This is a genomic window from Mangrovimicrobium sediminis, from assembly GCF_004745945.1.
Lineage (GTDB): Bacteria > Pseudomonadota > Gammaproteobacteria > Pseudomonadales > Halieaceae > Mangrovimicrobium > Mangrovimicrobium sediminis.
This window is the reverse complement of sequence record NZ_SRLE01000009.1, coordinates 131221-146735: the sequence shown is the minus strand read 5'-3', so window position 1 is coordinate 146735 and position 15515 is coordinate 131221. Positions and strand designations below refer to the sequence as shown.

Sequence of the window (15515 nt, the reverse complement as noted above, 5' to 3'; positions counted from 1 at the left end):
GGCCGCGGGTTACCAGACTTCGACGGTGTTGCGGCGGATCTCCCAGTCCATCTCCTCGGTCAGCTCGGGCTCTACCAGCTGCTCCACCATGCGGCGCGACTTGGCCTCGCTGCCCGCGCCGATGCTGCCGCCGTCGTAGATGAGATTGGCCCACTCGGGGAAGTTGGCGCGCAGCGTGCCGCGGAAGCCATCGCTGTTGAGATCGACACCGACCGAGGCCTCGGTCCGGTTGCCATCGTTGTCCCAGTCCACCCGCCGGTGGGCCGCGCGGCCCTTGGTCACCGCGGTGCCGCCGGAGAAGTAGCGCACGCCGTAGCCGCGCAGGGGGAAGTCGAAGCCGAGCACGTCCAGGCCCTCGAGCTCATCCAGGCTGGTCTCGTTGAGGGCGTTGAGGTTGAAGCGCTCGTAGTCGAGGTAGGGCTGGCCGTCCTTGATCAGCCACACCACCTGGTTGAAGTAGCTCATCACGCTGAGGTGATTGGGCTTGTAGTTGGTGTTGTCCGGGCCGCCGTGGCGCAGGCCCAGGGTGTGGCCGAGCTCGTGCATGATGGTGCCCGCGCGCTGCTCGAAGGTGCCGGGGTTGGTCGACCAGCGGCCCAGTGACTCGATGTAGTCGCTGGCGGGAATGCCCCGCGCGATGCCGCTGCTGGTACCGCCTGAGTAGCCGTGGGCGTTGAGCATGCGGCGGTAGATGGTGCGCTCGGCGCGGCTGAAGCGCGGGTCCATGATGGCGTCGAACTCGGTCCACACCGGATTCAGGTCGGTGTCGTGGGCCACCGAACCGAAGTCCTTCAAATGCAGGGTGATACCGGTGCTGCCATCGGGGTTGGCCACCGGCGCGCGGGCGAAAGATTCCACCACCGCGTCGAGCACCGCCTGGCTGGGCTGGTGGGAGAGCACCTCGCCGGCGCCCTGGTCCATCCACACGTAGCCGACGGCGATGTCCTTGCGCAGCGGGTCGAAGCCGAGGATGTGCAGCGGTACGTCGATAACACCGTCGCCGTCCTCGTCGTAGCCGTTGGTTTCCCAGTCGTCGAGGTAGCCGTCGCCGTCGGTGTCGAGCTGGGCGGCGGCGTCGAGGGCGGTAAACGCGATGGCGAGGGACAGCAGGGTTGGTGCGAGACGGCGGCTGCGCATGGGTGTGCTCCTTGCAGGTTATGGTTGGTCGGGCGCCTCAAGGTTAGGCCACAGGAAGCCCTCGCGCCAGCCGCTGTAGCCCGGGCGGGTCAGCCGGTGAGAGGCGCGCCCTGGAGCGGCGCCGGGGATCAGCGCCCGACACCCCAGCCGAGCACATCGCGGGCGATCGACCAGCGCGGTTCGGCGTCCTGCGCGCCCTGGCCCAGCACCCAGTAGCGGTACGACTGGTCCACATAGCCGGTATCCATGGCCAGCACGATCCACTCGTTGATGGTCTCGGCCAGTTCGCCGGCGTCCCGGGCGACACCGAAGGCAGTGGACAGGCGGATCGGGTGCGGGTGCGGCACCACCACCGTGTAATCCGGGTGCAGCAGGCTCCAGCCGGAGGCGTGCTCCACCGGCATGAGGAAAGCGTCCAGCTGCGGGTATTCGCCCTCGAAGAAAGGCTTCCAGAACGGCACCAGCTCGAAGCGCACGTCGGCGTCGCCGAAATAGCGTTTGATGCTGGACTGCACCTGGCGCCGGTCCAGCGGGATGCCGATCACCAGCCCCTGGCTGCGGCGCAGGTCCTGGACGCTGGCGAATTCGTGGCGGCGCTCGTCGCGTACGGCAAAGCCGACAGTACCCTGCATGTAGGGCGCGCTCAGGTGCAGCTTGCCGAACCAGTTCGGCCGGTACCAGATGCCCGGCATCACGTCGATCTCCCCGCGCGCCAGCATCGCCGGTACCGCCTCCCAGTCGATGGGCACGAATTCGGCGCGCACGCCCAGGCCGGTGGCCAGGCGCAGGGCCAGTTCGACGTCGAAGCCGACCAGTTCGCCGGCGTCGTTGAAGAAGCTGAATGGCAGGTTGTCCGGCTCGAAGCCAACGCGCAGGGTGCCGCGGGCCGCGATGCGCTGCATGACCGGGCCCTGTCCGGCGTCGCCTTCGGGAGTCTCGGCGAGCACCTGGGCGACCGGGAGGTCTGCAGGCAGTTGCATCTGCAGCGCGCGGGCATCGAGGTCGTAGCCGGTGTGCACCGACCAGGCCAGCAGCACGCGCAGCAACACCAATGTAGCCGCGGTGGCGAGCGCGGCGATGGCTGCGGCGCGCAGCAGGCGCGCGGGCTCCAGCACCAGGAAGCCGCCCATGGCCGCGGCGCCCACCAGGGCGAAGCCGAACAGGTTCATGGCCGCGACCATGGAGTCGAAATTACCGGTGAGGATGGTGGTGGGGATGTACAGCATGAACAGGTCGTGGGGCAGGCCGAGCAGGTCCAGCAGGAAGGGCAGCGCCACCTGGGCCTTGGCGAAGTAGCTGGGAATGCCGGCGGCGAACAGCCCGGCGTAATCACCGGCGGGCAGCGGCGTGCCCGCCAGCCAGGCGGCGAAGGGCACGAACAACAGGGTGAGCAGCTTGCCCGCGTTGGGGAAGTTGTAGAGCACCGGGATCAGCACTTCGCTGGCCGACTCCGCGCGGTCGCCGAGGCGCTCGTGGCGGGCGAGCAGTTCCTTGACCCGTTCGGTGAGCAGCGGCAGCACAATGAAGGCGCTCTGGGTGATGAACGCGGTGAGCAGTGCGTCACGCGATACCGCCAGCAGCTCGCGGTAGCGAAAGGGCGTCACCGCGCAGACCAGCAGCGGCAGGATGACGAAGGCGAGCAGCAGTGCGCAGGCGGCAAAGCTGACGAAGTAGACTTCCAGGCGCAGGAAGGTCTGCGCGGTCATGGTGCCGGCGGTGACCGCGGCGATGCAGAACACGCCGTAGGGCGTCAGCTGGATCACCATGCGCGTGATCAGCACCATCGCCTCGTTCCAGACCTGCAGCGGTTCCAGCAGCCGCGCCTTGTCGCGCAGGCGCATCACCGCGATGCCGAACAGGCTGCTGAACAGGACCACCGCCGGCACCACGTTGCGCGACAGCGACTCGAAGGGGTTGGCGGTGAAGTACAGTTCCGCAAGGGAGAATTCGCGCGGTGGCTCGACCAGCGAGGAGCTGTAGAACGCGGCGCTCACATAGTCCGGGAAGGCCAGCGGGATCAGCGAGATGAGTAGCGCCATCAGCGCCCACACCAGCAGCAGCATGAGGCCGCCGAGCACGGCCAGGCGCCGGGCCTGGCGCGGCTCCAGCTGGCCGAAGGCGAGGACCAGGGCGGTGATCAGGTAGGGCAGCACGGTCATCTGCATCAGGCGGATGTAGATATCCGCCAGGGTCTGCAGCTGCGCCGCGGACTCGCCGGCGAACAGCCCGAGCAGCACGCCCAGGCCCAGTCCCACCAGGATCTGCAGCGACAGTCCCAGCCTGCGCCAGCCGCGTGCGAGCTTGCCGATCATGCCGTGATCTCCTGCGGCGCCGCCGCGCCGGTTGTCCTGGTTCAAGGCTATCCAATTCGGCGCGCGGGTGGAACACATTGGCGGGTGTGTCGCCGGTGAACTCCTGCAACGGCGTGTGCGTATCCATGGTTGCTGCTCCGGTTTGCTGCCGGGGTTGTCGTTCTTTTGCGCATCTGCAGGGGGCCTGCCATGAAAATGACCATCGCCGAGTTTGCGAAGCTGGAAGCGCCGGTGCCCGTGGTGGTGCACTCGCTGGACATGGCGCTGTACCAGGTCACGTTGCAGATCGACGGCGGCGAACACCTGCTCGCCGAGGACAGCGGCCGCCCCCTGCGCAGCCGCAATCTTGTCTCACTGCTGGAACTGCTGAGCCGCCTGCCGGTGGCCAGCGCGGTACTGCGCCAGCGCTCGGCCTACGACGAGATGGTCGGGCAGCCGCTGCGCGACGGCGACAATGCGCTGGAACTGCCGCTGGTGTTGCCGGAGGTGGAGCAGGCGTCGCTGCACTGAGTGCGGCCCCCGGGCCGGTCTTTCCCGGCCTGTTTCGACCGGTTGACCCAGGGCGAGTCCCGCGTGGTCTGCAGGCGTGTATTTCGCACGGCGCAGCGTACCTCCCCCACCGCGAGTGCGCGGCGGTCGTATACAGCCCGGGCGAGTGGGCTTACACTGGTCTATAGAAAGCACGGCTTTATAAATGCCGCCGCACGATAATAACTGACCGCCGCCCCCAAGGAGGACCGTCGTGACCACGCCGACCCAGCAGATACTGTCCGAACTCGCCGACCGCGCCGCCATCGAGGAATGCCTGAGCCGCTACTGCCGCGGCGTCGACCGGCTCGACGCGGACATGGTGCGCAGCGCCTACTGGCCGGACGTGGTGGATACGCACCTGGATTTCCAGGGCAATGCCGAGGAGTTTATCGAGTGGTCCTTCGCCGCCATGGGCACCATGGACCAGACCCAGCACTTCATGTGCAACACCATCATCAACCTCGACGGCGACACGGCCGACGTGGAATCGTATTTCATGGGCTTTCACGTGGTCAACGGGCCGGACGGCAAGTTCGACCTGCTGGCCGGCGGCCGCTACGTGGACCGCTTCGAGAAACGCGACGACGAGTGGCGCATCGCCGAGCGCCTGGTGGTGACCGACTGGTTCCGCCAGTTCGAGGATTCCGCGGACTGGTCCAACGGCATGCTCGGCTTCAACATCAAGCCCGGCGGCCGCTACCCCGACGATGCCAGCTACACGCGTATCAAACTGGTTTGAATGTCCGAGAGAAGCGACCCGCTGCGGGTGAACGCTGAGCGGGCCGCGCCGGGCTAGCGAACCACCAGAGCCTCGGCCAGTTGCGCACGCGGCATCGCGTCCTGCGCGAGTTGGCTGACCAGGGCGAGGTTTTTCTGCGGCGAGTAGGCCACCCCCGCGAGCACCACGGCGGTGCGGAAGGCGCGCCTCGCAGCCGCGATATCGCCGCGGCGGAACTCCGCCACCCCGAGGTTGTTGTAGTCGCGCCAGCGATCCCGCGTAGTCCCCGCGTCGATCGCCCGCAGGCAGTTGTCGCGCGCCAGCTCCGGAGCATCGTTGGCCAGGTGGGCGCGGCAGGCCAGGCCGAAGTGGGCGGCTTGCGCGGCGCTGTCACCGCGAGTTGGTGAGCCGCTTGCGAGAGTCGTCAGGGCGCCGGCGGCATTGCCCTGGTTCAGCAGGCGGTCGGCGACGGCGAGATAGTCCTGTGCCGGTTGTGCGCCGGCGCCGGCTTCGACAGCCGCCAGGGCGGCGAACGACAGCGCAGCCAGGTTTATCAGTTTTCGCATGGGGCACCTCCTGTGCCGTGTTTAAACGTGTCGGACCCGGCGGCGGCTGAGCGGCCGCCGGGGTGTATTGCCGGGTGGGATCAGGCGTCGCAACGCCACTGGCCGATGCCGCGCGCGCGCAGCACGGCGTTGCGGTACTCGCGCCGGCACTCGCCGTCCCCGGTGGCGCCGTTGGCATCGAGTTCCGTGCCCGCGTAGGAGGCCAGGGTGTAGACCGGGCTGCCGCCCTGCGTTTTCGCAGCGCAGTTGCCGGACTGGTAGCCGATGCGGCGGGCGCGCAGCACGCTGTTGCGGTAGTCGCGCTCGCAGCTCGCCAGTCCATTGCTGGCGGTCATCGCGCCGCGCGACGGCAGCGGCTGGCTGTCTGCAGCGGCTGCTGCTGCGTTGCCAAAGGCGATGGCTCCGCCCAGGCACAGACCCGTGATGATGTGTTTCATGGTGAAGCTCCTTTGCTGTATGTCAGGTGTTTCAGGCCGGCGTCCGGGCCGCCCCGCGAAACGCACGGCTGCGCGTTTCAGTGCGGGGCGGATTCTCGGGGCGGAGCGTGGGAGCGGGCGTTGTGACAGCGTTGTGGTCAGCGTTGAAATGTGCCGGGCTGCCTGGGCTATAGGAAAAATTCCCGTTTTCGCCTGCTGCGCGACGGGGGCGATGGTCATGGGCGGCGAGATGCTTGGGCTGGCGACGCGCCTGTGTGCCGGTGGTGTGTGAAACGCGCGAGCGGTTCTGACAAAAATCACCGGCACTACCCGAATGGGCCACGACTTGCCTGCGTGCGCTGATGACCGCAGTGTATACATATAATAAACTGTGTTGTCCTTTTTTCCTGTCACGGATGCGTTCGCCAGTCTCGCGCTCACTACCCCAGCCGAGAGGCGTTCCGACACAACAACTTAGAAGAACTGACCGGTGAAAACACAGCTATCGGCGCTCCTCGCTTGTCCGGCTTGTGGCGACACTCTCGACCTGGAAGCCCTGCAGCAGCCCGCGGATGACTGCGTCCGCGAGGGCGTGCTGCGTTGCCATCGCTGCAACCTGGCCACGCCGGTGGCACACGGTTTCCCGCTGTTCGGCGAGACCCGGCTGGATAGTGGCCAGCTGGCCACCGAGTGGCTGCCCGGCCTGGTTCCGGGGTGGTTCCAGGAGGAGAGTTTCGGCCGCTTCCTGCAGGAAAAGGCCGCGCGCGGGATCTACGACGCCTATGCGCTGTTCCAGCCTTTCAACGAATCCAACCGCGCATTGCTCGCCCTCTACCCGGCGCTGGCCGAGGCGCTCGCTCCCGGGGACGTCATCCTCGACACCTGGTGCCGCACCGGCTGGCAGGGCGAGTGGCTGGCCGCCCTTTTTCCGCAGCAGCAAGTGGTGTCGCTGTGGGAGGGCAACAGCAATGTGCTCGGCTATGCCGGCTTCCACCACTGGCTGGCGGAGGGCGAGCGGCTGCCCAACCTGGAGGTGCTGTTTACCCACCCCGACCGCCCGCTGCCGCTGGCCAGCGACTCGGTGGCGCTGGTGATCGGCCTGGACTCCCTGCACCGCTACAGCCAGGGCATGTTCCTGCCCGAGTGCCTGCGCGTGCTGCGCAGCGACGGCCTGGCGTTCTTCCCGCATATTCACCTGACCAATTCCGAGCCGGAGCCGTTCTTCGAGCGCGGCTGCACCCAGCTGTCCGGGCGCGAATGGCAGCAGATACTCGAGCGTTCCTGCGCGGGTAGCGACCGCGCCGCGTTCATTTTTGCCGAACCGGAGTTGTTCGACGCCGGCGCTGGCTGGCGGGTCGAGAGCAACCCGGACACCTCGCACTACAACGGCGCCGCGCTGATCGCACCGGCGCACTGGCGCGGGCGCGAGATTCCCGCGCCAGCGGACGCGCTGTGCGAACACCACCGGCTGGTCCTCAACCCCCTGCTCGACATCGACCTGGCCCGCGCGCGGGTCGGCGTCGCCGCGGATCGCGAGGGTCTGCCGGTGGCCGGCATGCTGAGCCGGCACCCCTGTTACGCCGAGCGCCTGGATAAAGTACTGGGTAGCGACCTGGCGGCCCTCGACTGCGAGATTCTCGCGCTGGCCGCCGCGGGTGACAGCCTCGGCGAGATCGCCAGCGCCCTGCGGCGCCCGGCGGCGGAGGTCTTCGCCGCGAGCCAGGCACTGGCCGCGCGCGAGATCGTCTTCCCCGCCGCGGTCTCCGCGAGCATGGCGCGCCTGCAGCATTTCTACGGCCACCTCGAGTTGCCCGCCCCGTCCGTGCCGAACTTCCAGGCGCTGTGGGCGAGTCTGCCCGGGCGCTATGCCCATCACCCGATACTCATGGACGAGGACGGCGACGGCTACGATTTCGAGTCCGTGGATGTACTGGTCCGCGCGGCCGCCCGCTGGATGGAACAGTCACTCCCTGCCGGCGCCCGCATCGTGCTGTGCAGCGAGCTGTGCCTGGAGGCCTACCTGGTGACTTGGGCGAGCTGGCTCACCGGCCGGGTGATCGTGCCGCTGGACCCGAACATGGTCGACACCACCCTCGCCGCGCTGCTCGAGGAAGTCGCCCCCGCGGCCTGCCTCGGCCAGCGCGAGGGCTTTACCCAACTGGACAGCCTGGCGCGGGACGAGTCGCGCCTGTTCTCCGCACTGCTGGAGCCGCATCTCGACAGCGACACGCCGCTGCCCGAACCGCCCGCGGCCGATGCGCCTGTGGCCATCCTGTTTACCTCCGGCTCCACCGGCAGGCCCAAGGGCGTGTGCCTGGACCAGGGCAGCCTGCTGCATACCGGCCACCATCTCGGCGCGCACTTCGCCTGGGGGCCGGTGGACCGACTGCTCGCGCTGGGGGCATTCCACACCATGAGCGGCCTGCGCAACGGCGCCGTCGCCGCGGTGCAAAGTGCGATGACGGTGGTGGTGCCGGCGGCGGGCATGATGCAGCCGCAGCGGCTGCTCGGCATCGCCCGCGACTGCGCGGTGACCCATGTGTCCACGGTGCCGGCGCTGCTCGCCGCGCTGGCCGCGTCGCGGCCATTGCTGGCGGCACAGCCGCGGCCGGAGCACCTGCGCCAGATTATCGCCACCGGGGATTCGCTGTCCGCCGCCGCAGCGGGCGCTGTCGGCGAGTGGCTGGATGTGGAAATCGCCAGCTACTACGGCCTCACCGAGACCGGCGGCGTCTGCCTGGCGCAGGATGCCGAGGGCAGCGCGCTGGGCGACCTCGGCTGGCCGCTGGGCGCCGTGGCCCAGGTGCGCGGCGAGCACGGCGAGATTCTCGATACCGGCACCAGCGGAGAACTGGCGATTTTTTCCCGCGGCAATGCCAGCGGTTACCTGCAGGCCGATACCCGCAGCTCGGTGCGCTTCGACGACGGCTGGGTGTTGACCGGCGATATCGTGGCGCTGTGCGAGGATGGCTCGTTCCAGTACCAGGGGCGCAGCGACGACCAGGTCAAGAATCGCGCCGGGGAGATCCTTTATCTGCAGGAGATAGAAAGCCTGGCGCGCGAGAGCGCGTGCGTGGCCGACAGCTGTTGCATCCAGGTGGACGGCGACCTGCGCCTGTTGCTGGTGCTGCGCGAGGATGCCGACCAGGACGGCTGGGAAACCGCCGTGGCCAGACACATGGAGGAATGTCTGGGCCGTAGGACGCTCACGGCGGAGTTGGTCCGCGTGGATACGATCGCCCGGTTTGCCAGCGGCAAGGTCAACCGGTCGATGATGGCCCGGGCCATTCACGGCAGTGAGCAGGCAACGACCAGTCAGGGATCGAGTAGAGAGTAGGTAGAGAGAAGGTAGAGAGTAACGATGTCCCGATTTTACGCCGCGGCGCAGAGCCAGCCGCGCAAAAAAGTGTTCCTGGAAGAGGGCGCGCAAAACTTCACCTACGGTGAACTGGTCGACCAGCTCGGCCGACTGACCGCCTACCTCGCCGCCTCCGGCCTCAAGCCCGGGGAGCGCGTGGTGATCAGCGCGGCGGACCCGCGACACACCGCGGTGCTGTTCTTCGGCCTGATCGACAGCGGCCTGGTGCCGGTGATCGCCGCGCCGGACCTGCGCCCCAGCGAGTTCCGGCTGGTCGCCACGGTGGCCGGTGTCGCCGGTTGCATCATGGATGCGGCAACCCTGGACAACTGCCTGCCGCAGGCGCACGAGCTGCGCCTGGTGCTGCCGATCCGCGCGCAGAAGGCGAAAAAGAACCTGGTCAACAAACTGCTGGGCGGAGGCTCGCGTGCCGCCGCGCCCGCCGACAGCTACCCCGCAGTGCTTGACACCTGCGAGCCGACTGCGCCCGGCCAGCTATGGCATGACGATCACGAGGCCTACGTGATCATGACCTCCGGCTCGACTTCCGCGCCCAAGGCGGTGTCGATTCATCACGGCGCGCTGTTCGCCCACCTCGCCACCCTGGGCCGGCAGTTCGGCTACAGCGCCGACAGCCGGCTGTTCAATATCCTGCCGCTGTACCACGTGGACGGGCTGATCCAGGGCCCCGCCGTCGCCTCCCTGCACGGCGCCTGCTGGATCCGGCCATTCAGCTTCAGCATCCCGAATATCGAGCCGCTGCTGTTGTCGCTGTACCGCCTGCGCGCGTCCCACCTGGTCGCCGTACCGACCATCCTCTCGCTGATCCTGCGCCTGGGGCGGGAGTTCGCCGACAGCTTCGACTACGAGGAATTCCGCTTCGTCGTCTCCGCCGCCGGCCACCTCGAGGCGCGCCTGTGGGAGGACTTCCAGAGTGCGTTCGGGGTGCGCGTCGCCAATCTCTACGGTCTTACCGAAACGGTCACCGGGGCGCTGTTCAGCGGCCCTGGCAACGACTGCTACCGGATCGGCTCGATCGGCAAGCCGGTGGACTGCGAGGCGCGCATCGTCGGCGAGGATGGCGCCGAGGTCGCCCAGGGCGAAATCGGTGAACTGGTGCTGCGCGGCGCCAACGTGTTCCGCGGCTACCTCGGTCTGGATGCCGTGAACGCGGAGCTGTTCCTGGACGGCTGGCTGCGCACCGGGGACCTCGCCCACGTCGATGCCAACGGCCTCTACTACATCGACGGGCGTCTCAAGAACGTTGTCATCTACGGCGGAGAGAATATCTACCCCGAGGAGGTCACCGAGGTGCTCAACCAGCACCCGGCGGTGATAGAGGCGCACTGCTTCGGCGTCGACTACCCGGAGTGGGGCGAGATACTGGTCGCGGCAGTGGTGCCGGGGGAGGGCTTCGACGAGGCTGCGGTCACCGGCTGGCTGGAGGAGCGCCTCACCCACTTCAAGGTGCCGCGCAAGTGGCTGCAGGTGGACGCGCTGCCCAAGGGGCCGTCGGGCAAGGTGCTGGTGCCTGAGTTGCGCGAGTTGTACCAGGCCGGCGGCGCGGCGCAGGCCGCGGTGGCCGGGGGCAATGTGCAGGAGCGGATTTTCGCCATTGCCGCGCGGGCGTTTCGTGTTTCTACCTCGGAACTCAGCGCGAGTTCCTCGCCGGAGTCGACCCGTGGCTGGGACTCCCTGGCCCACGTGGAATTCATGCTGCAACTCGAGGGTGAATTCGAGATCCGGCTCTCGGCGACGGATATCGCGGTCATTACCAGCCTCGGCGCCGCCGAGTCGCGGGTCAGCGCCAGGCTGCAGCATTGAGATCCTGGCTCGACCTGTTACTGCTGCCGGTGGCCCTGGGGCTCGCCTTCGTCCTGGTGTTTTCGCTGCACCTGCTGTGGAAGCCCGCGGACCTTGCCCTGGACAGCTACGACCCCACGGTGCTCTACGCGCTGGCGGAATCGGTGGAGGATTTCGGCCGCAACACCTGCGGGCCGCGCCAGGTCACGGCGTTTGGCGGCTCCATCCTGTTCCGCGCCATCGCCGCGCGCTACCCGGCCGCGAAATGGGAGCGCTGGCAGTTCTACGACGGCGACATCGGCGACTACCGGGTACACCTGGTCACCCGGCAGGGCAGTCGCCCGGGTTTCGACAGCCTCGACCCCCTGCTCGCGGCACTGCCGCAGTGCCCGAAGATCCTGCTGTTCCAGTCCAACGTGATCAAGATGAAGCAGGGCAGGAATAAACAGGCCCGCCTGCAGGACCAGCTCGACGACTATTTCTACAGCGCGGTGTTTCACCTGCGCTATATTCTCGAGGGCGCCTGGCCGGCTCCCCTGCGCAGCTCCTTCCACGGCACCAAGTACCCGAACGGCAACCCGGCCGCCTACGACGCGGGCCCGCTGCGCAAGGCCAAGCCGCCCCGGCCGGTCAAACGCAAGGACATCCACGCCGCGCTGCCGCTGTTTCGCCAGCTGATTGCCGGCGGCGCGACGGTGGTCGTCGTCGACCTCGCCCGCGGGCCGGAGATCGAGGCCATGGGCGGTGCCAAGTACGAGGCTTATCGCAGCGAACTGCGCCAGCTCGCCGTCGCCAACCAGGGTCTGGAGTTCCTCGAGTTCCCCACCCTGGACAACACCATGTACAAGGACAAGCGCCACCTGAACGGCCCGGGCTCGGATATCTTCCGCGCCTGGCTGGACGAGCAGCTGGCCGCGCTGGGGTTGTGACGTCATGGGATTGGTAAGCCTCGCCAACCTGCCGCTGGCCGCGGCTTTCGTCGCCCTGTTCTGGCTGACGCCGCGGCGCCTGCAGGCCTGGTACCTGGTGGCCTCCGGCGGTGCCTTCCTCGTCTACCAGGGGCAGTACCTGTCGCTGCTGGCGCTGGCCGGGCTGGGTGCCGGTTGTTACGCCACGGCCACGCTGTTTGCACGCTGGTTCGGGGCCGGGCGCGCCGCGCTGCTGGCGATGGTGGCGCTGGTGCTGTTTTTCGTCGCCTACAAACTGGTGCTGGCCAACGCGGGCAACACTTTCGTGCTGCTCGGCGCCGCCTACTACGTATTGCGCATGCTGCACTACGTGATCGAGAGCTACCGCGGGCGGCTGCCGGCGCACGGGCCGGCCGAGTTCGCCGCCTACCTGTTCTTCCTGCCCACCCTGTTCGTGGGCCCGATCAACCGCTTCGGCGAGTTCGTGCGCGACGAGCGCCGCCGGCGCTGGGACACGCGCCTGTTCCACACCGGCCTGGAGCGCATCCTGTTCGGCTACTTCAAGGTGGTGGTGCTGGCCAACTACGTGCTGGACACCAAGCTGGCGGCCTACATCGAAAGCGTGGGCGGTGACGACACCGCCCTCGGCGCGTGGCTGTTGTGCGTGGAGTACGGCCTGGAACTCTACCTGCGCTTCGGCGGCTACTGCGACGTGGCCATCGGCATGGCGGCCCTGCTCGGCTACCGTATCGTGGAAAACTTCAATTACCCGTTCCTGCGCAGCGATATCAACGCGTTCTGGCGCAGCTGGCACATCTCGCTGTCCGCCTGGTGCCGGGACTACATCTTCACGCCCGCCGCGTTCCGGCTGCGCAGCCCCGCCGCGGGGGTGATTCTGTCCATGGTGGTGCTCGGGCTGTGGCACGAGATTTCCCTGCGCTACCTGGCCTGGGGCGCCTACCACGGTGTCGGTATCGTCATCTTCCAGTACTGGTGTCGCCTGAAGCCGGCCCTGCCGACCACCGGCAGGCTGCCGGGTTGGTTGACCACGCCGCTGGCGACGCTGCTGACATTCAATTTCGTGGTGATGAGCTTCGCCATCACCCGCAAGGAAACCCTGGGCGAGGCGCTGCAGGTGTTCCGCGTGATCCTGGGGGTGTGAATGTATTACTGGCTGCGTGACAAACTCGGCGGCGGCTGGCTGCCCCGGCTGCTGGCGATTGCGGTGTACACATTGATGATGCTGCTGATCCTCATCTACTCGGTTTTCCCCTCCGACTCCTTTCGCTACCTGGAAATCTAGCGCCGCGGGCGGTGTGCTGCGGCGGTACTGGCGGCGCGCGGCTCGAGCGGTAGCCCTATCGGGTTAACGCGGTGCCGGATTAGCCCAACTGTACTATCGAAACCGGGGTCCCCGCGGTGGGCGGCCCGGGCGGGGCCGTCTATAGTTTTTCCAATGCTCGATAAACAGGTCACCGGGTTCCTGTGCCGGTGATCGTCCTGTAGTCCCTTTCCAGTGGAACGATCATGAAAAATTTCGCGGTACGTGTAGTGCTTGCCCTGGCCCTGGCCACGGCATCCTCCCTGAGCTTCGCCGGCGGTGGCGGAGGCGGTGGTGGTGGTCACCATGGCGGTGGCGGTCACCACGGCGGTGGCGGCCACGGTGGTGGCGGCGGCCACGGTGGCGGCGGCGGCCATGGTGGTGGTGGCGGTCACGGTGGTGGCGGTGGCCATCACCACGGGCCCGGTTGCGGCCACGACTACGGCAGTTCGGTACCGGAAATCGATGCAGCCGGTGCGGGCATCGCCCTCGCCCTGCTGGGCGGCCTGGTTGCCGTTTCCCGCGAACGCCGGCGCAAGGCCGGTTAAGTACCGGGCCGTCCGGCCTGCCCCGGCCCCTCTCGGGCCGGTTTCAGGCACGCCGGGCGGCTCATCCCTCTCCTGATGCCCACCGCGGTCGGCACCGGCCGTGAGCGGGCTGTCGGCTGCTACCCCTATTACCCTGCGCAAACAGTCCCCTGCGCAAACCATGCCCTGCGCAAAACATGCCGACTGTCTCCAGCCCTCTCCTGACTCCCCACCGCGCTGAAGCCGCGGGCTACGTAGGCCTGTGCGTGGCGCTGCTGTCGCTGGTGGCCGAGGTGCTGTACATCAGTTTCACCTATGATGCCTGGTCGGCGCAGGGGCAGTCGGCCGACGGCCTGGTGCCTGCGATGTTCTCGCTGATGGGCTGGGCGGCGAAGTATGCGGTGGTGGTCGCCTTTATCCTGCTGTTTGTTTACCGCCAGCACCTGGCCGCGGCGGGCCGGGCTATTGCCGGGGGCTTGCAGCCGGCGCGTTTTGCACTGTTCTTCGCCGCTCATCTGGCGGCCTACGCCTGTCTGCTGGCGATGACCGCTCTGGTGTTTCCGCCGGGTGATGCCCGCGCCGGCGTTCCCGGCCTGTACTACGCCGGCTGGCTCGCTGCGGCGCTGGCTACCGGCGGTCTGTGGTGCCTGGTGGTGGTGCGCTGGTCGCAGCTCGTGGATTTTCTCGCCGGGCAGTGGCGGGTACTGCTGCTGGCGCTGTTGGCAGCGGCGGTGGTCGTGGTGTTCAGCCTGGCCAGCCAGCGCGGCTGGGACCTGCTCTCCGGGGCCACCTTCAGCCTGGCGGCCAGTCTCCTGCACCTGGTGAACCCGGACCTGCTGTTCCTGTACCCGGAGAAAAAACTCATCGGCCTGGGCGACTTCATCGCCGAGGTCGGGCCGCCCTGTTCCGGCCTGGAGGGCATCGGCCTGGTCACGGTGTTCGTCGGGTTGTACCTCTACCTGGAGCGCGATTCCCTGCGCTTTCCCCGCGCCCTGGCGCTTTTCCCCCTCGGCGCGGCGGTGATCTGGCTGCTCAACGGGGTGCGCATTGCCGCGCTGGTGGCGATCGGGCACTACTGGTCGCCGCAGGTGGCGATCGGCGGGTTTCACTCCCAGGCGGGCTGGATCACCTTCATCCTGGTCTCCCTCGGCGTGCTGTGGCTGGCCAACAACCTGCGTTTTTTCCACCGCGCGCCGCGCGCCGTCGCCGCGCCCCTGAACCTGCCGGTGGCGACGCTGTTGCCGCTGATCGCCCTGCTCGCGGTCACCCTGCTGGATTCCGCGCTGGTGGCGCAGTTCAACACCTGGTACCCGCTGCGGGTGCTCGTGGTGGCGGGGGTACTGGCCTGGGTCTGGCGGCCGCTGGCGCTGTTTCCCTACCGGCCCAATCCGCTGTTGCTGCCGGTGGCGGTACTGGTTGCCGTGCTCTGGGTGGCGTTGCTCGGCAGCGATGCCCAGGCCGATGCCGCTTTCCAGTCCTCCCTCGATGCGCTGGGGCCCTGGGGCGGCTGGTGGCTGGCACTGCGTATTGTCGGCACCGTCGTCACCGTGCCCATCGCCGAGGAGCTGGCGTTTCGCGCCTACCTGTTGTGCCGGCTGTCCGGCGAGGAGGTCAGCGTACGCGGGGCCGTGCGTTTTTCCTGGGTCGCGGTGGTGGTCTCCTCACTCGCCTTCGGCTTCCTGCACAGCGCCTGGCTGGCGGGTACGCTCGCCGGCCTGTGCTACGCGCTGCTGCGCCTGCGCACCCGGCACGTGGGCGACGCCATCCTCTGCCACGCCCTCACCAACGGCCTGCTGGTGGTCTTCGCACTCGCGACCGGGAGCTGGTCACTGCTGTAGATCCGGCCTGCCTGTGCGGGCAATTGCGGGTGCCGCAATGGGCATTCCGACCGCTGTCCCTGCGTCCCCGGGTCGCCCCG

At 67.9% G+C, this 15515-nt stretch carries 13 protein-coding genes; 9 read left to right on the top strand and 4 right to left on the bottom strand.

Annotation, left to right across the window (positions count from 1 at the left end):
- Positions 1–9: 9 nt before the first annotated feature.
- Both E4634_RS13590 and E4634_RS13585 read right to left on the bottom strand, forming a co-directional pair.
- Entirely contained in the window at positions 10–1137 is a 1128-nt protein-coding gene (locus tag E4634_RS13590) for a hypothetical protein (RefSeq protein WP_135444780.1), read from the bottom strand.
- 128 nt (positions 1138–1265) lie between these two features.
- Positions 1266–3449: a cation:dicarboxylate symporter family transporter gene (locus E4634_RS13585; protein ID WP_167854917.1), complete on the bottom strand. Its 2184-nt coding sequence runs from the start codon at positions 3447–3449 to the stop codon at positions 1266–1268.
- Positions 3450–3638: 189 nt separating this feature from the next.
- Between E4634_RS13585 and E4634_RS13580 the strand changes: the two genes are divergently transcribed.
- On the top strand, positions 3639–3959 hold the full coding sequence (locus tag E4634_RS13580) for a DUF6482 family protein (RefSeq protein WP_206046886.1): 321 nt from the start codon (positions 3639–3641) through the stop codon (positions 3957–3959).
- Positions 3960–4191: 232 nt separating this feature from the next.
- The gene (locus E4634_RS13575) at positions 4192–4719 is read left to right on the top strand and encodes a nuclear transport factor 2 family protein (RefSeq protein WP_135444776.1); all 528 of its coding nucleotides are present in this window, start codon (positions 4192–4194) and stop codon (positions 4717–4719) included.
- A 53-nt stretch (positions 4720–4772) separates the two neighbouring features.
- Here E4634_RS13575 and E4634_RS13570 read toward each other — a convergent pair whose 3' ends face one another.
- The gene (locus E4634_RS13570; RefSeq protein ID WP_135444774.1) at positions 4773–5264 is read right to left on the bottom strand and encodes a hypothetical protein; all 492 of its coding nucleotides are present in this window, start codon (positions 5262–5264) and stop codon (positions 4773–4775) included.
- 80 nt (positions 5265–5344) lie between these two features.
- Positions 5345–5701: a hypothetical protein gene (locus tag E4634_RS13565; RefSeq protein ID WP_135444772.1), complete on the bottom strand. Its 357-nt coding sequence runs from the start codon at positions 5699–5701 to the stop codon at positions 5345–5347.
- 469 nt (positions 5702–6170) lie between these two features.
- Between E4634_RS13565 and E4634_RS13560 the strand changes: the two genes are divergently transcribed.
- The 7 genes from E4634_RS13560 to xrtE all read left to right on the top strand — a co-directional run bounded on the left by E4634_RS13560 (position 6171) and on the right by xrtE (position 15435).
- Positions 6171–9017 (top strand): AMP-binding protein, encoded by a 2847-nt coding sequence (locus E4634_RS13560; protein WP_135444770.1) that lies wholly within the window; start codon positions 6171–6173, stop codon positions 9015–9017.
- A 24-nt stretch (positions 9018–9041) separates the two neighbouring features.
- Positions 9042–10862 (top strand): AMP-binding protein, encoded by a 1821-nt coding sequence (locus tag E4634_RS13555; protein ID WP_135444768.1) that lies wholly within the window; start codon positions 9042–9044, stop codon positions 10860–10862.
- Complete coding sequence (locus E4634_RS13550) at positions 10859–11770, top strand: hypothetical protein (protein ID WP_135444766.1); 912 nt, start codon at positions 10859–10861, stop codon at positions 11768–11770. Before E4634_RS13555 ends, E4634_RS13550 begins: the two co-directional genes overlap by 4 nt.
- A 4-nt stretch (positions 11771–11774) precedes the next feature.
- The gene (locus E4634_RS13545) at positions 11775–12911 is read left to right on the top strand and encodes an MBOAT family O-acyltransferase (RefSeq protein WP_135444764.1); all 1137 of its coding nucleotides are present in this window, start codon (positions 11775–11777) and stop codon (positions 12909–12911) included.
- Positions 12912–13052, top strand: a complete 141-nt coding sequence (locus E4634_RS21505) for a hypothetical protein (RefSeq protein WP_167854916.1) — start codon at positions 12912–12914, stop codon at positions 13050–13052.
- 224 nt (positions 13053–13276) lie between these two features.
- Positions 13277–13618, top strand: a complete 342-nt coding sequence (locus E4634_RS21995; RefSeq protein ID WP_135444762.1) for a hypothetical protein — start codon at positions 13277–13279, stop codon at positions 13616–13618.
- A gap of 176 nt (positions 13619–13794) precedes the next feature.
- The gene (xrtE, locus tag E4634_RS13535) at positions 13795–15435 is read left to right on the top strand and encodes an exosortase E/protease, VPEID-CTERM system (protein WP_135444760.1); all 1641 of its coding nucleotides are present in this window, start codon (positions 13795–13797) and stop codon (positions 15433–15435) included.
- Positions 15436–15515: the final 80 nt, after the last annotated feature.